Origin of the sequence: Achromobacter xylosoxidans A8, assembly GCF_000165835.1 — a bacterium.
Lineage (GTDB): Bacteria > Pseudomonadota > Gammaproteobacteria > Burkholderiales > Burkholderiaceae_B > Achromobacter > Achromobacter xylosoxidans_B.
The window spans coordinates 3,641,156-3,665,214 of record NC_014640.1; the positions used below are offsets into that span (position 1 = coordinate 3,641,156).

The following is a 24,059-nucleotide window of genomic DNA, read 5'->3' on the forward strand; positions in this document are numbered from 1 at the left end:
ATCAGGCACGGTGCTTTCTCCCCAGATAGGCTTCGATCACGGCCGGGTTGCGCACGATCTCCTGCGGCGCGCCCTCGGCGATCATCTGGCCGAAGTTCAGCACCAGCACCCGCTGGGCCAGCCGCATGACCACCTCCAGCACGTGTTCCACGATGATGAGCGTGACGCCCGACGCATGGATGCCGCGCAGGATCTCGGCCAGGGCGATGGCCTCGGCCGGGTTGAGGCCGCCCGCCACTTCATCGAGCAGCAGCATGCGCGGCTCGGTCGCCAGCGCCCGCGCCAGCTCGACGCGCTTCTGCCCGGCCACGTTCAGCTCTGCCGCCCGCACGTCGGCGCGCTCGGCCAGCCCCACCAGCTCCAGCACGCGGGCGGATTCGCGGCGCGCGTCCTGCAGGCGCGGATGGCGCAGCAGCGCGCCGACCATGGCGTTCTCCAGCACCGTCATCTGGCCGAAGCTGCGCGGGATCTGATACGTGCGCACCAGGCCCATGGCGGCCACCTGTTCGGGACGGCGTCCTATCATGGACTGGCCATCGAAGGTCACCGAGCCGGAGGTGGGTTCGTGATGCCCCACCAGGCCGTTGAACAGGGTGCTCTTGCCCGCGCCGTTGGGACCGATGATGGCGACGATTTCACCCGCTTCGACCGACAGCGAGATGTCCTTGTTCGCGACCAGGCCGCCGAATTGCTTGGTCAGGTTCTTAACGTCGAGCAGAGCCACGGCGCCTCCTCAGTGTGACCAGCCCGCCCGGCAGGAACATCGTGACCAGCAAAATGGCCAGGCCGAAAACCAGCAGGTCCAGGCCCATGCCCGAACTGCCCCACAGCACGCGCGTGCCCTCGGACAGCGGCAGCAGCACCGCCGCTCCCAACCAAGGACCGATCAGCGTACCGACTCCGCCCAGGATCGTGACCAGCACGACCTGCACCGACATCGTCAGGTTGAACATGGACTCCGGATCGATGAAGCCCACGTACATGGCGAAGAAGCCGCCCCAGACCCCGGTCATGCCCGCCGACATCACGAAGGCCAGCATCTTGTAGCGGTCGGCCGGCACGCCGAGGCTGCGCGAGGCCGCCTCGTCGCCGTTGATCGCTCGCCAGTAGAAGCCGGTCTTGGAATGCACCAGGAAGAAGGTGGCGCAGAAGGTCAGGAACGCCAGGCCCACCGCGATCCAGTAGTACGGCACCTTGCTGCGGAACAGCAGCATCCAGGCAGCGTCGCCGATCGGCGCCTCCAGGCCGACCGCGCCGCCCGCCCATTCCCAGTTGATCATCAGCAGCAGCCCGATCTGCAGCAGCGCGATGGTGGCCATCGCGAAGTAATGGCCAGACAGCCGCAGCGTGGGGCCGCCCACCAGCCAGGCCAGCGCCGCGCTGATCACCCCGCCCAGCGGAATGCCCAACAGCGGCGTGAGCTTCAGATGGTGCAGCAGCAGCAACGTGGTGTAGCCCCCCACCCCCACGAACACGCTGTGGCCAAAGGAGATCCGTCCCAGGAAGCCGCCGACGAGGTTCCAGCACGCGCCCAGCGCGCCGAACATGATGGCCAGCAACAGCACCTGCAGGGTGAAGGCGTCCTTCACCACCAGCGGCACCAGGGCCATCAGGATGGCGGCCACGGCCGCCGCCGCGACCGGCCACTTCGGTACGCCCGCATACGCGGCGTCGATTCTGTTTGTCTTGTTCATCTCACCACCGCCCGAATAGGCCGCGCGGCCGATACCAGAGAACCAGGATGAACAGGATGAACACGCTCACCGTCTTGAGCGCAGGCGCGACGAAGTAGCCCGTCATGGCCTCGATGATCCCGATCAGAATCCCCGCGATGAAGGCGCCGGGCAACGAACCGAAGCCGCCCATGCACACCGCCACGAAAGCCAGCAGGCCGAACACCGTGCCCACCGAGGGAAACACGTAGAAGAAGGTGGTCAGCAAGGCGCCGGCCAGGCCCACCGCGGCGCTGCCCAGCATCCAGACCTGGGCGTTGACCCGGTCGGGTGAAATGCCCACCAGCGCCGCCACCTGGCGGTCTTCCGCCACCGCCTGCAAGGCATGGCCCCAGCGCGTGCGGTACACCAGGATGAACAGCGCGACCACTACCACCAGCGCGATCAACCCCGTCACCACCTGTGGCCTGCCCAGCGAAATGCCAGCCACCGTGACGCTGCCTGACACCAGGGTGTCGGGCAGGCTGCGGTAATCGGGACTGAAGGCGATGAAGGCGACCTGGCGCAGCACCAGCCCCAGGCCGAAGGTGGCCAGGATGACCGCCATCGCCGGCCCCTTCTGCAAGCGGCGGATGATGAGCGCGTAGGTCAAAAAGCCGACGAAGGCGAGCACGATGGCCACCAGCGGCGCCGATAGCGTGGGATCGATGTGGCCCAGCGTGTAGAGCCAATAGGCGGCATACATGCCCAGCATCAGGAATTCGCCGTGGGCGAAGTTGATGACGTCGGTGATGCCCCAGATCAGCGCCAACCCCACCGCCACCGCGGCATAGATCAGGCCGTTGAACAAGCCTGCCGAGAGAGCTTCAAACATGGAGTGCTCCTGCGGCGGACCCCGCGGCCCGCCGCGTCTGTGGTTACTTCCAGGCGAACGGCAGCGTCGGCAGGCTCTTGTCCGTGCGGTATTTTTCCGGCCAGACCGTCTGGTAGGACGAGCCCTTGAGCTCCAGGATCAGGCCCGAGCCCTTGGTGTTCTGGCCCTTGGCGTCGAATTGCACCCCGGCCCAGGGCATCGCGACCTGCGCCTCGCCCAGGTCGGTGGCGGCCAGCGCCTTGCGGATCGCCTCGGGATCGGTCGAACCGGCCCGGTTGATCGCGTCGGCCAGCACCAGCACGCCCTGCATCGAACGGGCGTTGTTGCCGTTGAGATCCTTGCCAGTCTTGGCCTTGTACATGTCGTTGATCTTCTTCAGCCCGGCCTTGGACGCCGCCACGTCATTGCCCCAGACGTCGCGCGTCAGCACGCCCTGGACCTGCGGCCCCACTTCCTGCACGAAGCGCGAATCGATGAAGCCCGCATCGTTGGCCAGCAGCACAGGCGGCGCGTACTTGCTTTCCCGCATGGTACGCACGAACAGCATGGCGTCCGAGGTATAGCTGGCGAAGATCGCCACGTCGGCCTTGGCGGCGGCCAGCTTCTGCACTTCCGCCGTCACCGAGGCCGAGCCCGCGCTATAGGCAATGTTGGCGACCAGTTGGCGCTTGTATTGCTTGGCGAACTTTTCAACGGCCTTGTAGGTGTTCACGCCGAAGTCGGTGTTTTCGTACACCACGGCGATCTTGGCGGTCGGCACGGCCTTCACGCCGTCCAGGAACTGCATCATGTTCTCAACGAAGGTGTCGTCGTTGGGCGAGGTGCGGAAGAACCACTTGTAGCCGCGCTCGGTCAGGTCCGGGCTGCTGGATTCGCCATTCACATAGGGAATGCCGCGCTGCTCGGCGATGCGGCTGGCGGTCTTGGTCACGGCCGACTGGTAGGCGCCGGTCAGGGCCACCACCTTCTCCTGGTCGATCAGGCGCTGGGCGTCGGCCAGACCCACTTCGGGCTTGCCCTGCGAATCGCCGAACACCACTTCGATCTTGGCGCCGCCCAGCGCCGGCAGGCCGCTGCCCGCCGCCAGCGGTATGCCTTCCAGTTCGGGATGCGGATTGTTGATGATGTCGACCGCCAGTTCGACGGCCGCCTTGATTTCCGCCCCGGTGGAGGCCAGGGCGCCTGACAGGGGATAGATCGCGCCGATGCGCACGGCCTGCTGGGCCTGCGCGGGCACGGCGCACATCAGCGCCAGGCTCGCGGCGACACCCGCGATGAGCTTCATCTTCATAACTGGACTCCTGGATTGAACCGGCTAGGTGTGAAAGCAATTCATCTGCGCGGGCGGGTGCATCGCCTGGGCAATGGCCCCGTTCGCGGCGTCACGGGACCCTCCGGCCAGCCGGAAGGCCCCAGATTCAAAGCGTTGTCGCCATTTCCCCTTGTCCTATGATGGATCGTTCTGGTGGCACAACGGATACTGCTGCACAAGTACGACTGCTGCCGCTTCCTGTTTACGCGCTGCCTGGAAACGGCAGGCGAGCGGTCAGAACACCGCCATCCTGCTGTTGATGAGGTCCGTGACCAGCATGTGGCCCGGCGCGTGGGTAATGCAGAACTCCGGCCGCACAGCCGCGACCACCGACTGCGGCGTCACGCCGCAAGCCCAGAACACAGGCATTTCGCCTTCGCGTATCTCCACCGGATCACCATAGTCCGGGCGGCTGATGTCGGCAATCCCGATCAACGCGGGGTCGCCGATGTGCACCGGCGCGCCGTGGACCGAGGGAAACCGCGAGGTCACCTGGATGGCGCGGATGGCGTCCGCAGCCTTCAGGGGACGCATGGACACGACTAGCGGGCCGCCGAACACGCCCGCGGCATGGGTTGGAACATTGGTGCGGTACATCGGCACGTTGCAGCCCTGCTCGATATGACGCACGGGCAGGCCGTTATCCAGCATCGCTTCCTCGAACGAGAACGAGCAGCCGATCAGGAACGACACCAGGTCGTCGCGCCAAAGATCCCGCACGTCGGTGGGCTCGGCCACCAGCTCGCCGTTCTGCCAGACGCGGTAGCGCGGGATGTCGCTGCGGATATCGATGTCCTGCCCCAATTCCGGCAAGGCGGGATCGCCCGGCTCGGACATGGCCAGCAAGGGACAGGGTTTGGGATTGCGCTGGCAGAAGTGCAGAAAGTCCGCGGCCAGCGCGCGCGGCAGGATCGCGAGGTTGGCCTGCACATGGCCCGGCGCGAGGTTCGCCGTGGGGCCGGTGAGCTTGCCGCTGCGCGCATCCAGGCGCGCCTGGCGGGCCAATTCCACGCTGGTGCGCACGGCAGGGTTCGTATGCATGTCCATCCCTTCAATGATGATTCCGGTATGGGGACATTGCACAGGAACCGCGGACCAGCGTCCAATCACAAGTTGCGATAGACCCCGATCAATATTCCTTATCAGGGTTAAGCCGGATAGCGCAGCGCCTCTTCACGCGCAATCTGCTGTGCCGCCTCGGCCACCGCGCGCGGGATCTGGCTATCCGGCCCCTGCATCCAGCAAGCGGTGTAGTGCAGCGGCGGCAAGGCCGGCGCCTTCACCTCCAGGATGCGCAATTCGCCCTGCGCCAACTCTTTGTGCAGGATGACGGGCGCGATGACGGCGGTGCCGATTGCGTCCTGCGCCATCCGCACGATGACGCTGAGCGCGGAACTGCCATACATGCGCGGCGCCTCCACGCCGGCCTGCTGCAGCAACTGGCGCACGGCGCGGTGCGGATCGGTGGTCGACGGATAGGTGATGACGGGCCATTCGGCCAGCCGCTTCAGGGCGATCGGCTGGCGTCCGACCTTGAGCTTGGGGCTGGCCACCCAGGACAGGGGGTAGTTGCAGAGATAGAGATTCTCGATGCGGGGCTCTTCCATCGGCCCCAGCAGGAACGCCAGGTCGATCTGGCGCGAGGCCAGCTGCGTCTTCAGCACCGTGGTCGTATCCACCTGGATCTCGACCATCAGCGCCGGATAGACGTCGTGCAGATGCTCCATCAAGGTAGGCAGCCAGGTATGCACGATGGTTTCCGAGACGCCCAGCCTGAGCGTGCCGCTCATGACGCTCTTGGCGCGCGCGGCCTCCTGCATGTCGCGCCGCATCTGCAGCATGCGCTCCGCATGCGACAGCAGTTCGCGGCCCTTGCCCGTCAGCTTGATGCCGCGGGTGTCGCGGTCGAACAGACGCACGCCCAGATCCGATTCCAGCGACGCGATGCGCTGGGAAATGGCGGGCTGGGTGGCGTTGAGCTTCTCGGCCGCGGCCCGGAACCCGCCCAGGGTGGCGACCCAGAAGAAGGTCTCGATATTGCGCAGATCGATCATGGCGGCGGCGTCCGGCTATGCAGCCGCCATCTTAGCGCCCGGGACGGGCCGGCGGCCGCGTCCGCCCCGGCCTTGCATCACTGGCCGGCGTACAGCGCTTCCACCGCCAGGCCGATGCTCAGGATGCGGCGGTCAGTACCATTGCTGCCCGCGATCATCAGCCCCACCGGCGCCGTGCCGGACGCATGGCAAGGCAGCGACAGCGCGCAGCCATCCAGGAAATTGATCAGCGTCGGATTGCGCAGGATCAGGCCGTTGGCCGCGTAGTAGGCGTCGTCCGAAGCCTGCAGGTCGGCCACTGCCGGCGCCACGATCGGCGTGGTCGGCATGATCAGGGCGTCATAGCCCGCGATGCGGCGGTCCACCGCCGCCACCCAGGCTTCGCGCGCGTCCAGCAGGTCCAGGTAGTCGGCCGCGCTCATGTCCTTGCCGCGCATGATGCGCGACACCACGCGCGGGTCATAGCGCTTGCCGGCGCGGGCGATCAGGTCGCGGTGCCAGGCCCAGGCCTCGGCGGCGGTGAAGCCGCCCTTGGCGTTGATGGCGGCCAGTTCCGCGAATTCCGGAATCGCGATCTCTTCGACCAGCGCGCCCGCGTCCTTCAAGCGGCTGACCGCGGCCGCAAAGCTGTCGGCGACGTGCTTGTCCATGGCGTCCAGCGCCAAGGTGGTCGGGATGGCCAGGCGCAAACCGCGCAGCGCCGCCGCTTCCGGCACCGGGCCGCCGTCGCCGGACAGGATGGCATCCAGCTCGGCGCAGCAGCGCACGCTGGCGGCGATGGGACCAATGGAATCCAGGTTGGCCGACAGCGGCAGCACGCCTTCCATGGAGACGCGCCAGGCGCTGGGCTTGAAGCCCGTCAGGCCGCAAAGCGCGGCGGGGATGCGCACCGAGCCGCCGGTGTCCGAACCGATGGCGGCTGCCGCCATGCCGTCGGCGACCGAGACGGCGGCGCCCGAGGACGAGCCGCCGGGAATGCGGCCGGTGGCGCGGTCGTAGGGATTCAGCGGCGTGCCGTAGTGGGGGTTGATGCCCAGGCCCGAATAGGCGAACTCGGTCATGTTGGTGCGGCCGATGATGACCGCGCCCGCCGCCACCAGGCGGCGCACGACTTCAGCGTCGGCGTCGGCCGCCGGCTCGCCTTCGCGCGCCACGGAACCCGCCATCGTAGTCTCGCCCTCGATGTCGAACAGGTCCTTGATGCTGATGGGCAAGCCCTCGATCGCGGAGCGGACGATGCCGGCCGCGCGCAGCGTGTCGGACGCCTGCGCCTGGGCCAGCGCCGTATCGGCGTACAAGCGGGTGTAGGCGCGCGCGCCCTCGCCCGCTACGTCCTGGGCGCGGGCCAGTGCGGCCCGCGTCAGTTCCACGGAGCTGCTGCGGCCCTCTTGCAGGGCCAGGGTCAGATCATTCAGAGTCGAAACCATAGTCATCCTAGTGCCGCCTTGCGGCATGAGTGCAAACAGGCGCGCCCGCGGGCGCGCCTGGCGATAGGCGCCGGAGGCCGGAATCAGGCCACCACGGGCAGCGTCTCGACATGATAGCGGTGACGCAGGCTGCGCTGGCGGCGCGGGTCGTGCAACTCCATCGTGAAGTCGGCCGAGGGGCGGATGCCGCCGATCGCGCCGACGGTGCCGCAGGTCATGCCGGCGCCCGCCGGCAGCACGGCCGAGCCGCCGGTGTAGCCGGCGACCAGATCCTGCGGCGTGCGCAGCGACGCCAGCGGACCCTCTTGATACAGCACTTCCACGCCGTTCTCGACGATGTAGGAACGGATCACGAGTTCGTCCCAGTAGTCGGCCACATCGGCCAGGCGCCAGGCGCTATTGGCCAGCGGCTTGACGCAGACCTGCTTGGACATCGCCACGCTATAGGTCTCCAACTTGCGGTCGGTGTGATCCGAGGCGATGCTGACGTACATCTCGCCGTCCACCGCGAACACGAAGGTTTCCACTTCGCCCGAGGAGTCCTCGCCCAGGGCCTGCACAGTTTCCTTCTGGGTCAGCTGGTTGTCGGCGATGCGGTAGTACAGCGGCACGCTGCTGGGACGCGGCACGCCGATGGCGGCCAGTTCTTCGATGTGGTGCTCGATCGCGGCGATGTCGCGTCCGGCCCAGCCGGCGACGATCAGGGTGTCGAACTCGACTTCGACCTGGCGGGGTTGCGAATCTTCGATCTGGAATACGGCTTTCATATCTGTCCTGCTGAAATAAGGGAGTGAAGGACGCGGCGGCTCGCCGCGCCCGGAATGTCTATGGAATGAAGGTCAGCCGAACACGCGCGGCAGCCACAGCGCCACGTCCGGCCAGAAAGCCAGCAGCGCCAGCATCACGAACATGGCCAGCACGAACGGCAGACTGCCGACGATGACCGCGCTCATGGAACCGCTCTTGCGCAGGCTTTGCACCACGAACAGGTTCAAACCGACGGGCGGCGTGATCAGGGCGGCCTCGACCAGGATGATGATGACGATGCCCAGCCAGATGGGATCGAAACCCAGGCCGATCATGATGGGCGCGACGATGGGGATGGTCGTGATCATCATGGACAGCGTTTCCATGAAGCAGCCCAGCACCAGGTAGAAGATCACCACGATCAGCAGCATCCAGCCGGGCGACAGGCCCAGGCCCGTGATCGACTTGGTCAGTGCATCCGTCAGACCGGTAGCGGACATGACGAAGTTCAGGAAGCTGGCGGCCACCACGATCAGCATGATCATGGCCGTCGACCGCATGGTGCCTTCCATGACCTCGCGCAGCATCGACCACGACAGGCGGCGGAACCAGGCCGCCAGGATGAAGGCGCCCAGCACGCCCAGCGCGGCCGCTTCCGTCGGCGTGGCCAGGCCGGCGTAGATGGAGCCCACCACCAGGAAGAAGATCCCCATGGGCGGCGCCAGGTGCACCAGGCTGGCGATGCGCTGGCCCCAGGTCGCCTGGATCTTCTTGCCGCCCCAGGACGGCTTGGCAACGCAGGCGATGACCACCGTCAGCATGAACAGTGCGGCCATCGCGAAGCCCGGGATGATGCCGGCCAGGTACAGCTTGGGCACCGACGAATTGGTCAGCACGCCATAGATGACCAGGTTGATCGATGGCGGGATCAGGATGCCCAGCGTACCGCCGGCAGCCAGGCTGCCCAGGAACAGCGGCTCGTTGTAGCCGTACTTGCGGATCTGCGGGATGGCCACGGTACCCACGGTCGCGGCGGTCGCCACGCTGGAGCCGGAGGTGGCCGAGAACAGCGTCGAGGCGCCGATGTTGGCGTGCATCAGCCCCCCCGGCAGCCACGACAGCCACAGGCTCATCGCGCCATACATGCGTTCGGCGAAACCGGCGCGCAGCAGCACCTCGCCCAGCATGATGAACAGCGGAATCGCCACCAGCAGGAACTCGTTGTTGGTGCTCCAGGACACTTCGCCGATCGCGCGCGTCAGCGGCAGCATCGAGAACAGCGGGTCCAGGATCAGGCCCAGCACGCCCAGCGCCGCGCCCACCGGAATGGACAGGCCGATCAGCACCAGGAGCAGTATCAATGCGGTGGAAATCATGCGGCTTCTCCCTTCACCATGCGCTCGCCGGCGGCGGCTTCCTCGTCGGCCTCTTCCTGCGCCGAACGCACGCCGCAAATGTTCTTGACGAGTTCGATGTCGCCCGTGACCAGCGCGGCGGAGGCGCGCGCCAGCATCAGCGCGACCGTGATGCACATCCAGCCCAGGCCCAGCAGCCACAGGCCCTGCGGAATCCACAAGGGCGTGGCCAGCGGCGTGTTGGCGGCGGATTTCTGCGCCCAGGAGGTCTGCACCACCTCGGACGCGTAGTAAGTCAGGTAGACCATGAAGACCGCCAGGGCCACCATGGAGATCCAGTCCAGCACGGCCGCGATGCGCACCGGCATGTACTGGTAGACCACGTCCACGCGCACGTTGGCGCGTTGCAGCGTGGCGAACGCCAGCGCCCACGAGGTGCTGATGGCGAAAGCGTAGCTGGACAGCTCATCCGCGCCGCCCGTCGTGAAGCCCAGGAATTTGCGGGCCAGCACGTCAAACGAGATCAGCAGCACGCTGGCCACCGTCAGTGCGCCGCCGGCCCACACGGCCACGCGAGAGAAGCTCTCAGCGCGCCGCAATAGCCCGCCCAGCAGGCGAAAGTGTTCAGTTTGAGTCATGAGTAAAACCTTTGCAGGGTCGGGCGCGCAGCGCCCTCCCAGCTATGTAACGAACGATCCCATAGGGACGCCACGAAGCCGGCTATGCCGATCTGCAGCGACTCCCCCCATCGGGATGCCGCGGGTCCGGCTCAGCCGGTCCGCAGGCATGCCCCCCCTGGGGGGGGAAGCGCGCAGCGCTTCGGGGGGAACTACTTGCTGGCAGTCAGGCCCAGCGTCTTGCCGACCGTCGCGTTGAAGTCCTTCACGCACTGGGCCGAGCAGCGCGCGGCCCACTTGGGCAGCACGGCTTCCTCGGTGACCTTCTTCAGCAGCGCGCGGTCGGCGTCCGAGGGCTGGACCAGGACCATCTTGCCCTTGACCGGGAACGGGCAAGCGGCAGCGCCCGTGTTGCAGTCATAGCCTTCCTGCGTCTGGCGTGCGGCGGCGTCCCAGATGTTGTCGACCAGGGTCTTCACATTGGTCTGCAGGAACGTGCGCACCTTGGGATCCAGCTTGTCCCAGGCCTTCTGGTTCACGGCGTGGATCTGCTGATTCCAGTTGATCGGCAGCGCGACCAGGTGCGTCGACACTTCGTACCACTTGGCCGAATAACCCGACAGCGAACCCGTGATGGCGCAATCCACCACCTTGTTCTGCAGCGCGGGCACCACTTCGCCGAAGGCCATGGTCACGCTGGAACCGCCCAGCGCCTCGACGAACTCGGCGGTGGTGCGGCTGCTGGTGCGGACCTTCTTGCCCTTGATGTCCGCCAGGCTCTTGATTTCGGCGTTGCAGAACAGCACTTGCGCGGGGTAGGTGGAAATGCCCAGCAGCTTGACGTTGTTGCCTTCGCCATACAGCTTGGCGTAGACCGGCTCGAACGCGTCGGTAACGGCGCGCGCGGTCTTGACGTCAGGCGCCAGGCCGGCCAGGTCGATCGCTTCGTTGATGGGGTTGTCGCTGGCGAAGTACGCCAGGGTGGCGGTGCCGAACTCGACCACGCCCTGCGACATCAGGCGCAGCAGTTCGGGACCCTTAAGGCCCATTTCGTTGAAGCCCTTGATATCTGCCGTGACCTGCCCCTTGGACAGCTCGGGAATGGTCTTGGTCCAGAACGGCTTTTCGTAATCGTTGTAGGCGGTCAGGTTGCTCAGGCCGCCCACGACCTTCAACTGCGTCTTGGGCAGGTCCTGCGCCTGGACGGCGCCGGCCAGCAAGCCGGCGGCGACAGCGGCGAAAACTAGCGACTTCTTCATGGACAAAACTCCTAGCTGGCGGGATGGTATGCCGCGCGCCGGATCCCGTTATCCTGGCGGCGCGCGGTGGCAATCGGAGAGTCTGGAGATCAGCCGCGCAACGACAGGCATCGCGCCTGCGCGGCTTGGCTTGCCGCCCGGGTCTGGGAATGGGACATACGCTGGTTCATGCTTCCCCCGCTCTATGCATCCAGGCGATCGTTATTGATGTGCCGCCATTGCAGCGTCAGGGGCGCGGAGCGTCCAATCGTATGTTGCGATACGGGGGTATAAATTTTTCTTTGGTCTCGCCCGGCAGGCGCGTTGCGTTTCGCGCAGACGACGCAGTGGCGCGGCTCAGCGGGCAGCTAGCCACGCCGGGCCGCAGCCCTGCCAAATGGCTGATTGCGCCGCCCTCGCGACGCCTGCTGGGGTAAACACCTAGATAGGCACCCCGTCCGCTGCCTGCTCGGCCACCTTCTGGGCCATCTGAGCGATGACGCGCACCGCGTGGCTATCCGGCCCCTGGACCCAGGTCGCCGTGAAATTCAGTTCCGGCAAGGGATCGGCCTGCACGCACAGGATGCGCAGTTCGCCGCGGGCCAATTCCTTGCCAAGGAAAACAGGCGCGATCACGCTGGTGCCGATTGCATCCTGGGTCATGCGCACCATCATCGACATCGACGCGCTACCGTACATGCGCGGCGCGGTCACCCCCGCACGCGTCAGCATGTCGCGCACCACGCGGTACGGCGCGCTGTTGGAGGGATAGGTGATGATGGGCAGCTTGCCGATCTGCTCCAATGTCAACGGTTCGGGTCCAAGGTCCAGCACCGGGCTCGCGACCCAGGCCAGCGGATAGGTGCAGAGCGGCAGATTTTCGACCCGCGCCTCCAGCACAGGTCCCATCAGGAAGGCCAGATCGATCTGGCGCGACATCAGGTGCGAACGCAACACATGGGTCGTGTCGACCTCGATCTCCAGCACCAGCGCCGGATAATTCGAATGGATCAGTTCGATCAGCGTGGGCAGCCAGGTCTGCACGATGGTCTCGGCCACGCCGATGCGCACCGTGCCGCTCATGACGTTCTGCTCGCGCGCGGCCTCGAACATGTCGCGCCGCACCTGCAGCATGCGTTCGGCGTGCGACAGCAGCTCGTGCCCCTTGGCGGTCAGCTTCACGCCGCGCGCCTCGCGCTCGAACAGGCGCACGCCCAGGTCGGCCTCGAGCGAGGCAATGCGCTGCGATACCGCAGGCTGCGTGGTGTTGAGCTTGTCCGACGCGGCGCGAAAGCTGCCCAGCGTGGCTACCCAGAAAAAAGTTTCGATATTGCGTAGTTCGATCATCAGCCTGTTCCCCCGGCGCGATGAGCGTATCATGTCAGCCGCCCGGTGCCCGCAAGCCGGCGTCCCAGCCAGATAAGGAGTTTGTCGATGACCCCGGCCGATCACGGTCGCACGCGCTCAACCGCGCCCGCCTCCGGCGGCCCGATGATGGGGGTGCTGTTGCTGGTGCTGTCGATGTGGACGTTGTCGTGCCTGGACGCCAGCGGCAAGTGGGTGATGAACGCGGGCGTACCGTTGCTGGTGCTGTCGTGGTTCCGCTACGCCGTGCACTTGGCGCTGGTGCTGGCCCTGGTGCTGCCTGCGCGCGGCCTGGGCGTTTTTCGCAGCAAGAAGCCGCGCGAACAGATCCTGCGGGGTGGCTCGATGTTCCTGGCCACGCTGATGTTCTTCACCACGCTGAGCTACATCCCCCAGGCCGAAGCCACCGCCATCAATTTCCTGGCGCCGCTGCTGGTGCTGTCGGCCGCGCCCTGGGTGCTCAAGGAACCTGCCCGCCTGTCGCGTTTCGTCGCCGCGGGCATTGCTTTCATCGGCGTGATCATCGTGATCCGTCCCGGCGGCGGCCTGGATCCCGTCGGCACGGTGTTCGGCCTGCTCACGGCCTGTTGTTTCGCGGTGCAGTTCATTGCGACGCGCCGCGTCGCGGGCGACGACCCGTTCACCTCGCTGATCTGGAGCGGCGCCGTCGGCACCATCTGCCTGACGCTGGCCCTGCCCTTCATCCTGCCGCCCGCCCTGCCCATCCTCAAGGCGCTGGCGCCGTTGGACTGGGTCGTGCTGATCTCCACCGGCATCACCGGTGGCCTTGGGCATCTGTTCCAGATCGCCGCCTACCGCCGCGCGCCCGCTTCTACCCTGGCGCCCTTTGTCTACCTGCAGATCATCAGCGCCACCTCGGTCGGCTGGCTGGTCTGGGGCCATTTCCCGGATCCTCTGACCTGGCTGGGCATCGCCATCATCTGCGCCAGCGGTATCGGCATCGGCCTGATCGAATGGCGCCGCAGCCGCGCCCAGGCCGCGCCGCTGGCCCGGGCCGGCGTGCGCTGAGCCAGCAGCGCGCGGGCGCCTCCTCCCGTACAATGCGGGTCGCTTTTTGCGCTTTCGCGCATGGGCGATCCAGGCAATCCCCGAATCGAGGCTCCCATGATCATCAAGCCCCGTGTGCGCGGCTTCATCTGCGTCACCACCCATCCGGCCGGCTGCGCCGCCAACGTCCGCAATCAGATCGACTACGTCCAGGCCCAGGGGCCGATAGCTGGCGGGCCGAAACGCGTGCTGGTGCTGGGCGCATCCACCGGCTATGGCCTGGCGGCGCGGATCAGCGCGGCCTTCGGCTGCGGCGCGCAGACGCTGGGCGTGTTCTTCGAACGGCCCGGCGACGCTGCCAAGGCTGGCACCCCGGGCTGGTACAACACGGCGGAGTTCCACGAGCAGGCCCACGCCGCCGGGCTCTACGCCAAGAGCGTCAATGGCGACGCCTTCTCCGACGAGATCAAGCGCAAGACCATAGATCTCATCAAACAGGACCTCGGCCAGGTCGACCAGGTGATTTACAGCCTGGCCGCGCCGCGTCGCACGCACCCGAAAACCGGGGAAGTCTTCAATTCCACGCTCAAGCCCATCGGCCAGGCGGTCAACCTGCGCGGCCTGGACACCGACCGCGAAGTGGTCAAGGAATCCGTGCTGGAACCGGCCACCCAGGCCGAGATCGACGCCACCGTGGCCGTCATGGGCGGCGAAGACTGGCAGATGTGGATCGATGCCCTGCTGGAAGCGGGCGTGCTGGCCGAAGGCGCCACCACCACGGCCTTCACCTATCTGGGCGAGAAGATCACCCACGACATCTACTGGAACGGCTCCATCGGCGCCGCCAAGAAGGACCTGGACCAGAAGGTGCTGGAAATCCGCGCCAAGCTGGCCGCGCGCGGCGGCGACGCCCGCGTGTCGGTGCTCAAGGCGGTGGTGACGCAGGCCAGCTCGGCGATCCCCATGATGCCGCTCTACCTGTCACTGCTGTTCAAGACCATGAAGGAAGCCGGCACGCATGAAGGCTGCATCGAACAGGTCTATGGCCTGTACCGCGACAGCCTCTGCGGCCAGGCGCCCATCCTGGACCAGGACGGCCGCCTGCGCGCCGACTACAAGGAACTGGATCCCGAAATACAAGCCCGCGTGCAGGCGCTGTGGAGCCAGGTCACCAACGACAACATCTACCAGCTGACGGATTTCGCGGGCTACAAGCAGGACTTCCTGCGCCTGTTCGGCTTCGAGATCGACGGCGTCGACTATGAAGCCGACACCGATCCGGCCGTGGAAATCCGCGGCCTGGCGTAAGCCGCGCCGCTAACGCGCCATCAGCTCCAGCAGGCGGTCCAGGCCGCCTTCGTCGATCGCCACCTTGACCTCCTCGCGCACGGCCGGCTTGGCGCGGTAGCCCACCGACAAGCCGGCGGCGCGCATCATCGGCAGATCGTTGGCGCCATCGCCCACGGCGATGGCGCGCTCCGGTCCCACGCCCAGCGCCGCGCACACTTCGAGCAGCTTGCGGCGCTTCTCCTCTCCGTCGCAGATATCGCCCCAGGCCTGGGGCAGCAGCCGGCCCGTCAAGCGGCCGTCTACGATTTCCAGCACATTGGCGCGCACGTCGTCCAGGCCCAGGCGCACCCGCAGGCGGTCGGTGAAGCAGGTAAAGCCGCCGGTCACCAGCAGGCAGGTCAGGCCCGCGGCCTTGCAGGCCGCGATCAGCGTCTCGGCACCAGGATTGATGCGCACGCGCTGCTCGTAGACCTCGTCCAGCGCCGCTTCCGGCATACCCGCCAGCAGCGCCACGCGCTCGCGCAGGCTCTGCTTGTAGTCCTTGATCTCGCCGCGCATCGCGGCTTCGGTCAGCGCCGCCACCTCGGCCTTCTTGCCCATCAGGTCCGCCATCTCGTCCAGCGTCTCGATCGAGATCAGCGTGGAGTCCATGTCGAAGGCGATGAGCTTGTAGTCCCTCAGCGCCAGCGGAGGCGCAATGCCGCGCCAGTGCAGGCCGGGTATCGTCGAGGCGGAATGCATGAGTTGTCCTTGTCTATGCGGAATGGGAGGGGTCGCGCCCTTGCTCGCGCAGCCACTCGATGAACAATTGCGCGGATGCAGCGGCGGGACCGTCCTGCCGGTACAGGGCGTGGATGCCGGCGTTGGGCAGTTGCGGGCCGTCGAACAGCGGGCGCAGCCGGTCAGCGCGGATATCGTCTTCCAGCAGGCACCAAGGCGCCAGCGCGATGCCGAGGTCGTTCATGGCAGCCTGCATGCACAGGAACTGGTGGTCGAACACCGGCCCGGGCAACTGCGCGGGCACGTCCACCTTGGCCAGCGCGAACCAGCGCGGCCAGTGGTCCATGCCGCCCGCGATCTTCAGCAGCGGATGCCCCAGGCAATCCGCAGGCGCGGCCAGGCGGTTGCGCTCGATGAAGCGCGGCGACGCCACTGGCACGTGAAAGTCGTCCAGGCAGTGCACACAGGCCAGGTCCGAATGCGCCATGTAGCCATGGCGGATCAGCACGTCGCTGCCCGTATCGCCGCCACGGTCCAGGAAGGAGCGCCCCTGCGTGGTGAGCTGCACGTCCACCCCCGGATGCCGGGCCTGGAACGCCGACAGGCGCGGAATCAGCCATTTCATGGTCAGGGACGGCGTGGCGCAGACGCGCAGCACGCCGCCATAGGCGGGCGATTTCAGCTTGGCGGTCGCGGCCGCGATGCGTTCCAGGCTGGCCTGGATCTCGGGAAAATAGGCCTGGGCGCAAGGCAGCAGCGCCACGCCGCGCGCCTCGCGCGCGAACAGGGGTTGCCCCACGTACTCTTCGAGTATGCGGATCTGCTGGCTGACCGCGCTGTGCGTAATGCTCAGTTCGTCGGCGGCCGCGGTGAAACTGCGCAGACGCGCCGCGGCTTCGAACACGCGCAAGGCCTTGAGCGGCGGCAGGCTCTGCCCCGCCATCTCAGTTGCGGCCCGCCCGCGCGCCGGCCCGGCGCCGCGCTGTGCTGCTCTTTCCCACGTTTTCCCTTGTCGTCTATTTTTCTATGGGCGCGGCTTGCGCGCGCCTCTGCCATCCAGCCGCATTCTAGGTGATAGCCCGCGCGCCGACCTCTTAGAAAAACTAACGACTACCCTTAAAAAACACCGCTGGTCGGGCGCACAGCGCGTTCCTATGATGCCGACAACCTCAAGCAGGAAGCGAAACATGGCATCAATCACCGTAGACGGCATCGTCAAGACTTTCGGCGGGCAGCAAGTGCTGCGCAATCTGTCGCTGCACATCCCCGACGGCGCGTTCTACACGCTGCTGGGACCCAGCGGCTGCGGCAAGACCACGCTGCTGCGCTGCATTGCCGGCTTCTATGCGCCCGACGGCGGACGCCTGCTGTTCGACCAGGACGACGTGACCCATGTGTCCGCGCACCGCCGCGACATCGGCATGGTGTTCCAGGACTATGCGCTGTTCCCCGACAAGACCGCCTTCGACAACGTCGCCTACGGCCTGCGCGCCCGCGGCGTGGCGCGCGCCGAAATCACGCGGCGCGTCAACGAGGCGCTGGACAAGGTCGGGCTGCTGGCCCTGGCGGAACGCTATCCCGCGCAGATGAGCGGCGGGCAGCGCCAGCGCGTGGCCCTGGCGCGCGCGCTGGTGATCCGCCCGCGCGTGCTGCTGATGGACGAGCCCCTTTCCAACCTGGACGCCAAGATGCGTCTACAAATGCGCGACGTGATCCTGGACCTGGTGCGCGAGGCCGGCATTACCACGGTGTTCGTGACGCATGACCAGGAAGAAGCCCTGGCGATGTCCGACCGCATCGCCATCATGGATCGCGGCGACATCGCCCAGCTGGGCACGCCGGAAGAACTCTACGGCACGCCCGTCAACGCCTACGTGGCGGACTTCATCGGCTCGGCCAACGTGATCCCGGTGCCGGCCCGCAACGGCCAGGCAGGCGCTCCCGCCGGCCATGTGCGCTACGAGATCTGCGGCCTGGGCTTTGACGGCGTGCAAGGCAGCGACCAGCTGGACGGCAAGGGCGTGCTGATCGCCCGCCCGGAGGAACTGGCCCTGATGGCGCCCGCCCCTTACGTGCCCAATACCTTGCCCGGCAAGGTGTTGCGGCGCCAGTACCTGGGTTTCAAGACGGCCTATCGCATCGCGCTGGACAATGGCTCCGAGATCCGCGTCGAACTGCATGCCGGCAATATGGTGGCGCAGTTCCAGCCCGGCGAAGCCGTGCAGGTGCTGATCCCCGCCGACAGCCGCGTCGTCAACGCCTGAGGACGCGCCGACCATGAAAATCAAATGGTGGCCCTGGGGCATCTTGACCGCGATCAGCCTGGCCTTGCTGCTGTTCTTCGTGCTCTATCCGCTGGGCGTGCTGTTCAGCAACAGCGTCACCGGGCAGGACGGCGGCTTCACGCTGGAGGGCTTCAAGGCCCTGCTGGCCGATTCGCAGTATGTGGAGGCCTTCGGCAATACGCTGATCCTGGGCCTGGCGGTCACGACCTGCACGGTGCTGGTGGGCGTGCCTTTCGCCTACATGGTGGCGCGCTTCGACTTTCCGCTGAAGAACCTGGTGGCGATCCTGCCGGTGCTGACAATCGTGATCCCCGAGATCATCGTCGGCCAGTCCTGGCTGCTGATCCTGGGCAACAACGGCATCCTGACCAATCTGCTGGGCGACGCCGGCATCTCGCTGCCTTCGTTCTACGGCTGGACCGGCATGGTGTTCTCCATGACGCTGGTCTACTACACCTACATCTACCTGGGCGTGCTGGCCGCGTTGCGCGGCTTCGACGGCCAGTTGGAAGAAGCCGGCCTGAGCCTGGGCACGCCGCCGCTGCTGACCAAGCTGCGCGTGCTGGTGCCGGTGCTGCTGCCGGCGGTGCTGGTCAACGCGCTGGTGGTGTTCACGCTGGTGGTGGGCAACTTCGCCCTGGCCATGCTGCTGGGCAGCCGCGTGCCGCTGCTCTCGGTCATGACGTACAACACCTTCGTCAGCGAAATGGGCGGCAGCCCGACACTGCAGAGCGCCATGTCGGTGGTGTCCATCGCCATCGTCGCCATCGTGCTGTTCTTCCAGAAACGCGTGGTCGAACGCAAGGTCTACACCATGACGCAGGGGCGCGCGCCGGCCGCCACCCGCGTGCGGTCGTGGACCGCCCTGCTCTACACCAGCGGCGTCGGGCTGATCATCTTCATTTCGCTGCTGCCGCTCATCGTGGTGTTCATCGCCGCCTTCACCAAGACCAGCGGGCCGGTGATGCAATGGGGCCAGTGGTCCTTGGCCAGCATGCAGCGCGCGCTGCATGGCGCGCCGGAGCCCATCCTGAACTCGCTCAAGTTCGCGTCCCTGGCCACGGTGTTGGGCGTGGCCTTCGCGGTGCTGGTGAGCTACCTGACGATCAAGAAGCGCAGCGCGTCGACCCAGGTGCTGGACTACATCGTGGTGCTGCCGCTGACCATTTCCGGCACGGTGCTCGGCATCGCGCTGGTGCAGACCTTCAACACCGGCTGGCTGGTGTTGGCGGGCACTTCGGGAATCATGGTGCTTTGCTACACGGTGCGGCGCCTGCCCTTCGCGGTGCGCAACGCTTCGTCGGTGCTGTTCAACATCCCCGAATCGATCGAGGAAGCCTCGATCAGCCTGGGCGTGTCTCCGCTCATGACGTTTTTCAAGGTAGTCCTGCCCGCGATGAAGGCATCCATCATCTCGGCAGCCATCCTGATGTGGCTCACCACGATCTCCGAGCTGTCGGCCTCCATCGTCGCCTACAGCGGCGGCCTGGAGACCATGCCCATCGCCATCTTCCGCCAGGTCGACGGCGGCAGGCTGGGCATGGCGTCGGCCTACGGTGCGGCGCTGGTCACGGTCATCGTGCTGCCCATCATCGTGTCGGTCAAGGCGTTCCGCATCAAGCTGTTCTCCGGTAAATAACCCACTCGCACAGAGGCTAACCATGCAACTCAAGCACCTACTTCAGTACAGCGTCCTCGCCGCCGCCCTGGCAACCGGCGCCGCGCAGGCCCAGAACGTCGTGCTCTATTCGTCCAACAACACGGAGACGATCGAAACCGCCCTGGACGCGGTGAAGCAGAAGTCGCCGAAATTGAACGTGCAGCCCGTCACCGGCGGCACCGGCACGATGATGAAACGCATCGAGGCCGAAGCGCAGAACCCGCGCGGCGACCTGTTCTGGAGCGGCGGCTTCGGCACGCTGGGCGCCTACCGCCAGCACCTGCAGCCCTACCGCCCGGCCGACCTGGACAAGATCCCCACCGAGTTCCGCGGTCCGGACGACCTGTGGGTGGGCACCAACGTGCACGTCATGGTGATGATGGTCAACGAACGCCAGCTCAAGGGCCTGCCGGCCCCGGCCACCTGGTCCGACCTGATGCAGCCGCAGTGGAAGAACAAGTTCGCCATCACCGATCCGTCCAAGAGCGGCACGGCCTACATGCTGGTGTACGGCCTCTTCAAGCAGTTCGGCCAGGAAGGCCTGGACAAGATCGCCGCCAACGCGGTCGTCACGGCCTCGTCGGGCACCACCTACAAGGGCGTGGCCGCGGGCGAGTACGCCGTCGGCATGACGCTGGAATACGCCGCGCAGGAATACGTGGCCGGCGGCCAGAAGGAGATCAAGCTGGTCTACCCGACCGAGGGCAGCTACCTGGCGCCTGAAGGCATGTTCATCATCAAGGGCGCGAAGAACATGGACGCCGCGAAGGCGCTGTACGACGGCCTCTTGAGCAAGGAATCGCAGGAAGCCCAGCTGGTGAAGAACTTCCGCCGCCCGACCCGTACGGACGTGGCCGTGGCCAGCCTGACCACCTTGCCTGAACTGAAGACCATCAAGATCTTCCCGGTCAGCCAGGATGCGGCGGCAAAGGAGTATGAGGCTGTAGTGTCGGCCTGGAATCAGGCCGTGGCCAAGGCGAAATAAGAAGCCCCCCCACGCCGCGCCCCTCCGGGACTAACTGTCCCCAAGGGCGCTGGCCCACCTAGGGGCGACCCGGCGGTGGGCGGCGGCGTCAGTCGCCGTTGACCATGCGCCCCGCAGCCAGCACCAACTGGCGCCCGCAACGGGCCGCCAGCTGCGGATCATGGGTCACCAGCACCAGCGTGGTGCCGTGCTCCCGGTGCAGATCGAACATCAGGTCGATGACCGTCACGCCCGTGGCGGCGTCCAGGCTGCCAGTGGGTTCATCGGCGAACAGCAAATCCGGCTGCACCACGAAGGCGCGCGCCAGCGAAACGCGCTGCTGTTCGCCGCCCGACAGCGTGCGCGGATAATGATGCAGGCGCTTGCCCAGCCCCACCCGTTCCAGCATGGCTTGCGCCGCGTCGCGCGCCGGCTGCCCCGCCAACTCCAGCGGCAGCATCACGTTTTCCAGCGCCGTCAGGTTGGGCAGCAGCTGGAACGACTGGAACACGAATCCCACATGATTGGCGCGCAAGCGCGCGCGGCCGTCCTCGTCCAGCGAGAACAAATCCTGTCCCGCCAGGCGCACGCTGCCCACGCTGGGAACATCCAGGCCCGCCAGCAGTCCCAATAGAGTCGACTTGCCCGAACCCGAACTGCCGGTGATGGCCACGGCGCTACCCGCCTCGACCGTAAAATCGATACTTTCCAGGATGGAGAGCGTGCCGCCGGCATCGGCCACCTGCTTGCCCAGCCCTTTCACCTCGATCGAATTCTTGTTATCCATGCGCCTATTTTCCCGTCTGCTACTCGTGACCGCCGTGGCGACCGCCATCATGGCGCCCGCCCACGCTCAGACCGCCTCGGCCGCCCAGGGTTCCGCGCCACGAACCGTATTGGTCCTGGGCGACAGCCTGTCGGCCGAATACGGCATCAAGCGCGGCACCGGCTGGGTGCCGCTGCTCTCGGCCCGCGTAGCGGAACAATACCCCAAGTACCAGGTCGTCAACGCCAGCATCAGCGGCGACACGACCAGCGGCGGCGTGGCCCGCCTGCCTGCCCTGCTGCGCCAGCATGCGCCGGCGGTGGTGGTGCTGGAGCTGGGCTCGAACGACGCCCTGCGCGGCCTGCCCCTGAACATGACCGAGCAGAACCTGCGCACCATGGCCCAGACCGCCCGCAAGGCCGACGCCGAAGTCCTGATCGTCGGCATGCAGATCCCGCCCAATTACGGCCGGGACTACACCCAGCGATTCGCCCAGGTGTTCCCCACGGTCGCCAAAGACGAAAACGCCCGGCTCGTGCCCTTCCTGATGGAAGGTATCGCAACGAACCGGGCGATGTTCCAGGCCGACGGCATCCATCCGAACGAGGATGCCCAGCCTCTTTTGCTGGACAACGTGTGGCCGACGCTGCGGCCACTGTTGAACTGATTCCGCGCTGATCAGCCGGCTGCCGGCTGCTCGCCGCGGATGACCGCGGCGGCGGCGGGCAGCACCTGCACCTTGTACTCTTCGCGCAGCATGCGCACCAAGGCTTCGTTTTCGGCCTGGCCCCAGGCGCCCGACAACTGCTGCGCCAGGCGCTCCTTGTCGGCCGGATCGACCGTGCCGGCCTCGACCTTCTCCAGGCGCGCCAGCGTGTAGTCCGCACCCGATTGCACGCCGGCGTAGGCCGGCAGCGTGGTGGCGGGCAGACGCATGACGGCGTCCAGCACCGGACGCGGCAGATCCTTGGGATCCTGGCGCGACACGATTACCGGGGCGCCAAAGCCTTCCGGCGTGGCGGCGGGGTTGGCCTGATCGGCGGCCAGCGCGGCCTCGCCGGCCTTCTTGGCGGCTTCGGCCGAACGCTCGTCGAGCAGCTTGGCGCGGATGATCTCCGACACCTTGTCCAGCGGCGGCACGTGGGCCGGCTCGACCGCGGCAACGCGCAGGGCCAGCATGGTATCGGGCGACAGTTCGATCACGCCGGAGTTCTGCTTTTCACGCAGCACGTCGGGCGAGAACAGCACCTGGCGCACGCGCGGGTTGTCCAGCAGCGCGGCGTCGGGGCTGGCGGCAGCCGAACCCGGGCCGGCCTTGTCGGCAGGCAGCAGGCCTTCGCGGGTCACGCCGGACGCGGTGCGCAGTTTCAGGCCGACGGTGTCGGCGGCGGGCTGCAGGCTGTCGCGCTGGTCGTAGACCTGCTTGTTCAGCTGGCTGGCCATTTCCGAGAAGCGCACGGCGGCGAGCTGCTTGCGGACTTCAGCGGTGATCTGGTCCTTGACCTCGGCCAGCGGCTTGATGGCGGCGGGCTGGATCTCGGTGACCTTGACGACGTGCAGGCCGGACGGGGTTTCGATCACGCCGGACACCTGGTCCTTGGCCTGGCCGAAAATGGCCTTTTCCAGCGGGCCGGTCAGCATGCCCGGAGCCAGCCAGCCCAGATCGCCACCATTGGCGGCCGAACCTGCGTCCTGCGAGTTCTTGCGCGCCAGTTCGGCGAACTGCGCCGGATCGGCGGCGGCCTGCTTGGCCAGATCCTCGGCCTTGGCGCGGGCGGCCTTGCGGGCGTCTTCCGAGGCGCCAGGGGCCAGGTTGATCATGATGTGGCTGGCGCGGCGGCGTTCGGGCTGGCCGAAGCGGTTCTTGTTCTGCTCGTAGTAGGAGGCCAGGTCCTCGTCCTTGACCTGCACGCCTTGCGTGGCGGCAGCCTCGTCCAGCACCAGGTACTGGACCTGGACCTGTTCGGGAATCTGCAGCTGCTGCTTGTTGGCGTCGTACCAGGCCTGGATGTCGGCCGGGGTCGCGCTGACCTGTGAGCGGAAATCGGCGGCGGCGAAGCGGCGCAACTGCACTGTGCGCTGCTGCGTCAATGCCGTTTCCAGCGCAGCCACGACCTCGCCAGGCGCGCGGGCCGACTGGCCGACGGGCTCCAGCACGCGCGCGACCGCCAGGTCGCGGCGCAGGCCGGCTTCGAACGAGGTCGGCGACATGCCTTGCGCGGCCAGCACCTGGCGGTAGCGCTCGGGCGAGAAACGGCCATTGTCCTGGACTTCCGGAATCGCGGCGATGGTGTTGCGCAGCGTTTCGTCGGACACCGAGAAACGGTTGTCGACGGCGACGTTGGCCAGCAGGCGCTGATTGATCAGCTGGTTGAGCAGGCCTTCGCGCAACGCCGGCGTGTCGATCACGGCCGGGTCGAACTGGGCGCCGAGGCGCTGGCGGAACTGCTCCAGCTGGTTGCGGTGCGCCTGGTCGAATTCGGCCCGCGTAACGGGCTGACCATTGACCGTGGCCAGTTCAGGCTCGGCGCGCATGAAGCTGTCATAGCCTTGAATACCGACCAGGAAGAAGGACGGCACAATCAGAAGCAGCAGGATGAACTGCATCCAGCGCCGATGGCTGCGAATAAATTCGAACATGGAATCCCTGTTGCCGCACTCCAGGCAGGCGCCCGAAGCCGCAAGAAAACGCATAAAAAAAGGC

General features: G+C 66.6%; 22 protein-coding genes. 6 read left to right on the top strand and 16 right to left on the bottom strand.

From position 1 onward, the window contains the following. Window position 1 precedes the first annotated feature (1 nt). The 12 genes from AXYL_RS16770 to AXYL_RS16825 all read right to left on the bottom strand — a co-directional run bounded on the left by AXYL_RS16770 (window position 2) and on the right by AXYL_RS16825 (window position 12,644). Window positions 2–724: an ABC transporter ATP-binding protein gene (locus tag AXYL_RS16770; RefSeq protein WP_013394013.1), complete on the bottom strand. Its 723-nt coding sequence runs from the start codon at window positions 722–724 to the stop codon at window positions 2–4. Next, a complete protein-coding gene (locus AXYL_RS16775; RefSeq protein ID WP_013394014.1) occupies window positions 705–1,694 on the bottom strand; it encodes a branched-chain amino acid ABC transporter permease in 990 nt (329 codons plus the stop codon). Before AXYL_RS16775 ends, AXYL_RS16770 begins: the two co-directional genes overlap by 20 nt. Before the next feature lies 1 nt (window position 1,695). Beyond that, window positions 1,696–2,547, bottom strand: coding sequence for a branched-chain amino acid ABC transporter permease (locus tag AXYL_RS16780; protein ID WP_013394015.1), 852 nt, complete (start codon window positions 2,545–2,547; stop codon window positions 1,696–1,698). Between the two features lie 43 nt (window positions 2,548–2,590). Then, window positions 2,591–3,838, bottom strand: a complete 1,248-nt coding sequence (locus AXYL_RS16785; RefSeq protein WP_013394016.1) for an ABC transporter substrate-binding protein — start codon at window positions 3,836–3,838, stop codon at window positions 2,591–2,593. 255 nt (window positions 3,839–4,093) lie between these two features. After that, on the bottom strand, window positions 4,094–4,900 hold the full coding sequence (locus AXYL_RS16790; RefSeq protein WP_013394017.1) for a putative hydro-lyase: 807 nt from the start codon (window positions 4,898–4,900) through the stop codon (window positions 4,094–4,096). A gap of 107 nt (window positions 4,901–5,007) precedes the next feature. Continuing rightward, window positions 5,008–5,913, bottom strand: coding sequence for a LysR family transcriptional regulator (locus AXYL_RS16795; RefSeq protein WP_013394018.1), 906 nt, complete (start codon window positions 5,911–5,913; stop codon window positions 5,008–5,010). Between the two features lie 77 nt (window positions 5,914–5,990). After that, the gene (locus AXYL_RS16800) at window positions 5,991–7,340 is read right to left on the bottom strand and encodes an amidase (RefSeq protein ID WP_013394019.1); all 1,350 of its coding nucleotides are present in this window, start codon (window positions 7,338–7,340) and stop codon (window positions 5,991–5,993) included. Window positions 7,341–7,423: 83 nt separating this feature from the next. Next, window positions 7,424–8,107, bottom strand: a complete 684-nt coding sequence (locus tag AXYL_RS16805; RefSeq protein WP_013394020.1) for a DUF2848 domain-containing protein — start codon at window positions 8,105–8,107, stop codon at window positions 7,424–7,426. A gap of 72 nt (window positions 8,108–8,179) precedes the next feature. Next, the gene (locus AXYL_RS16810; RefSeq protein WP_013394021.1) at window positions 8,180–9,463 is read right to left on the bottom strand and encodes a TRAP transporter large permease; all 1,284 of its coding nucleotides are present in this window, start codon (window positions 9,461–9,463) and stop codon (window positions 8,180–8,182) included. Then, window positions 9,460–10,080, bottom strand: a complete 621-nt coding sequence (locus tag AXYL_RS16815) for a TRAP transporter small permease subunit (protein ID WP_013394022.1) — start codon at window positions 10,078–10,080, stop codon at window positions 9,460–9,462. Before AXYL_RS16815 ends, AXYL_RS16810 begins: the two co-directional genes overlap by 4 nt. Before the next feature lie 191 nt (window positions 10,081–10,271). Beyond that, a complete protein-coding gene (locus AXYL_RS16820; RefSeq protein WP_013394023.1) occupies window positions 10,272–11,318 on the bottom strand; it encodes a TRAP transporter substrate-binding protein in 1,047 nt (348 codons plus the stop codon). Between the two features lie 420 nt (window positions 11,319–11,738). Beyond that, window positions 11,739–12,644, bottom strand: coding sequence for a LysR family transcriptional regulator (locus AXYL_RS16825; RefSeq protein ID WP_013394024.1), 906 nt, complete (start codon window positions 12,642–12,644; stop codon window positions 11,739–11,741). Window positions 12,645–12,731: 87 nt separating this feature from the next. Here AXYL_RS16825 and AXYL_RS16830 point away from each other — a divergent pair, with 87 nt between their 5' ends. Together AXYL_RS16830 and fabV are read left to right on the top strand one after the other, a co-directional pair. After that, complete coding sequence (locus AXYL_RS16830) at window positions 12,732–13,691, top strand: DMT family transporter (protein ID WP_013394025.1); 960 nt, start codon at window positions 12,732–12,734, stop codon at window positions 13,689–13,691. Window positions 13,692–13,787: 96 nt separating this feature from the next. Next, on the top strand, window positions 13,788–14,978 hold the full coding sequence (gene fabV / locus AXYL_RS16835; RefSeq protein WP_041653761.1) for an enoyl-ACP reductase FabV: 1,191 nt from the start codon (window positions 13,788–13,790) through the stop codon (window positions 14,976–14,978). A gap of 9 nt (window positions 14,979–14,987) precedes the next feature. Here the strand turns inward: fabV and serB are convergent, their stop codons facing one another. Together serB and AXYL_RS16845 are read right to left on the bottom strand one after the other, a co-directional pair. Continuing rightward, complete coding sequence (gene serB, locus AXYL_RS16840; RefSeq protein WP_013394027.1) at window positions 14,988–15,701, bottom strand: phosphoserine phosphatase SerB; 714 nt, start codon at window positions 15,699–15,701, stop codon at window positions 14,988–14,990. Between the two features lie 13 nt (window positions 15,702–15,714). Continuing rightward, a complete protein-coding gene (locus tag AXYL_RS16845; RefSeq protein ID WP_013394028.1) occupies window positions 15,715–16,623 on the bottom strand; it encodes a LysR substrate-binding domain-containing protein in 909 nt (302 codons plus the stop codon). 244 nt (window positions 16,624–16,867) lie between these two features. Between AXYL_RS16845 and AXYL_RS16850 the strand changes: the two genes are divergently transcribed. From AXYL_RS16850 to AXYL_RS16860, 3 genes are read left to right on the top strand one after another with little or no spacing between them, the layout of a single operon-like run. Further along, a complete protein-coding gene (locus AXYL_RS16850; protein WP_013394029.1) occupies window positions 16,868–17,944 on the top strand; it encodes an ABC transporter ATP-binding protein in 1,077 nt (358 codons plus the stop codon). A gap of 13 nt (window positions 17,945–17,957) precedes the next feature. After that, complete coding sequence (locus tag AXYL_RS16855) at window positions 17,958–19,604, top strand: ABC transporter permease (protein ID WP_013394030.1); 1,647 nt, start codon at window positions 17,958–17,960, stop codon at window positions 19,602–19,604. A gap of 22 nt (window positions 19,605–19,626) precedes the next feature. Further along, on the top strand, window positions 19,627–20,610 hold the full coding sequence (locus AXYL_RS16860; protein WP_013394031.1) for an ABC transporter substrate-binding protein: 984 nt from the start codon (window positions 19,627–19,629) through the stop codon (window positions 20,608–20,610). Between the two features lie 88 nt (window positions 20,611–20,698). On the opposite strand, the gene AXYL_RS16865 is transcribed toward AXYL_RS16860, so the two are convergent. Next, window positions 20,699–21,376, bottom strand: coding sequence for an ABC transporter ATP-binding protein (locus AXYL_RS16865; protein ID WP_013394032.1), 678 nt, complete (start codon window positions 21,374–21,376; stop codon window positions 20,699–20,701). On the opposite strand from AXYL_RS16865, the gene AXYL_RS16870 reads away from it, so the two are divergent. Beyond that, window positions 21,375–22,022: an arylesterase gene (locus AXYL_RS16870; protein WP_013394033.1), complete on the top strand. Its 648-nt coding sequence runs from the start codon at window positions 21,375–21,377 to the stop codon at window positions 22,020–22,022. The genes AXYL_RS16865 and AXYL_RS16870 overlap by 2 nt on opposite strands. A gap of 11 nt (window positions 22,023–22,033) precedes the next feature. On the opposite strand, the gene AXYL_RS16875 is transcribed toward AXYL_RS16870, so the two are convergent. Beyond that, window positions 22,034–23,995 (bottom strand): SurA N-terminal domain-containing protein, encoded by a 1,962-nt coding sequence (locus AXYL_RS16875; protein ID WP_013394034.1) that lies wholly within the window; start codon window positions 23,993–23,995, stop codon window positions 22,034–22,036. Window positions 23,996–24,059 lie beyond the last annotated feature (64 nt).

Excerpts from the sequence above, each read along its gene's own strand:
- AXYL_RS16775 (WP_013394014.1), bottom strand. The coding sequence starts at position 1,694 with ATGAACAAGACAAACAGAATCGACGCCGCGTATGCGGGCGTACCGAAG.
- AXYL_RS16780 (WP_013394015.1), bottom strand. The coding sequence starts at position 2,547 with ATGTTTGAAGCTCTCTCGGCAGGCTTGTTCAACGGCCTGATCTATGCC.
- AXYL_RS16785 (WP_013394016.1), bottom strand. The coding sequence starts at position 3,838 with ATGAAGATGAAGCTCATCGCGGGTGTCGCCGCGAGCCTGGCGCTGATG.
- AXYL_RS16790 (WP_013394017.1), bottom strand. The coding sequence starts at position 4,900 with ATGCATACGAACCCTGCCGTGCGCACCAGCGTGGAATTGGCCCGCCAG.
- AXYL_RS16795 (WP_013394018.1), bottom strand. The coding sequence starts at position 5,913 with ATGATCGATCTGCGCAATATCGAGACCTTCTTCTGGGTCGCCACCCTG.
- AXYL_RS16800 (WP_013394019.1), bottom strand. The coding sequence starts at position 7,340 with ATGGTTTCGACTCTGAATGATCTGACCCTGGCCCTGCAAGAGGGCCGC.
- AXYL_RS16805 (WP_013394020.1), bottom strand. The coding sequence starts at position 8,107 with ATGAAAGCCGTATTCCAGATCGAAGATTCGCAACCCCGCCAGGTCGAA.
- AXYL_RS16810 (WP_013394021.1), bottom strand. The coding sequence starts at position 9,463 with ATGATTTCCACCGCATTGATACTGCTCCTGGTGCTGATCGGCCTGTCC.
- AXYL_RS16815 (WP_013394022.1), bottom strand. The coding sequence starts at position 10,080 with ATGACTCAAACTGAACACTTTCGCCTGCTGGGCGGGCTATTGCGGCGC.
- AXYL_RS16820 (WP_013394023.1), bottom strand. The coding sequence starts at position 11,318 with ATGAAGAAGTCGCTAGTTTTCGCCGCTGTCGCCGCCGGCTTGCTGGCC.
- AXYL_RS16825 (WP_013394024.1), bottom strand. The coding sequence starts at position 12,644 with ATGATCGAACTACGCAATATCGAAACTTTTTTCTGGGTAGCCACGCTG.
- AXYL_RS16830 (WP_013394025.1), top strand. The coding sequence starts at position 12,732 with ATGACCCCGGCCGATCACGGTCGCACGCGCTCAACCGCGCCCGCCTCC.
- fabV (WP_041653761.1), top strand. The coding sequence starts at position 13,788 with ATGATCATCAAGCCCCGTGTGCGCGGCTTCATCTGCGTCACCACCCAT.
- serB (WP_013394027.1), bottom strand. The coding sequence starts at position 15,701 with ATGCATTCCGCCTCGACGATACCCGGCCTGCACTGGCGCGGCATTGCG.
- AXYL_RS16845 (WP_013394028.1), bottom strand. The coding sequence starts at position 16,623 with ATGGCGGGGCAGAGCCTGCCGCCGCTCAAGGCCTTGCGCGTGTTCGAA.
- AXYL_RS16850 (WP_013394029.1), top strand. The coding sequence starts at position 16,868 with ATGGCATCAATCACCGTAGACGGCATCGTCAAGACTTTCGGCGGGCAG.
- AXYL_RS16855 (WP_013394030.1), top strand. The coding sequence starts at position 17,958 with ATGAAAATCAAATGGTGGCCCTGGGGCATCTTGACCGCGATCAGCCTG.
- AXYL_RS16860 (WP_013394031.1), top strand. The coding sequence starts at position 19,627 with ATGCAACTCAAGCACCTACTTCAGTACAGCGTCCTCGCCGCCGCCCTG.
- AXYL_RS16870 (WP_013394033.1), top strand. The coding sequence starts at position 21,375 with ATGCGCCTATTTTCCCGTCTGCTACTCGTGACCGCCGTGGCGACCGCC.
- AXYL_RS16865 (WP_013394032.1), bottom strand. The coding sequence starts at position 21,376 with ATGGATAACAAGAATTCGATCGAGGTGAAAGGGCTGGGCAAGCAGGTG.
- AXYL_RS16875 (WP_013394034.1), bottom strand. The coding sequence starts at position 23,995 with ATGTTCGAATTTATTCGCAGCCATCGGCGCTGGATGCAGTTCATCCTG.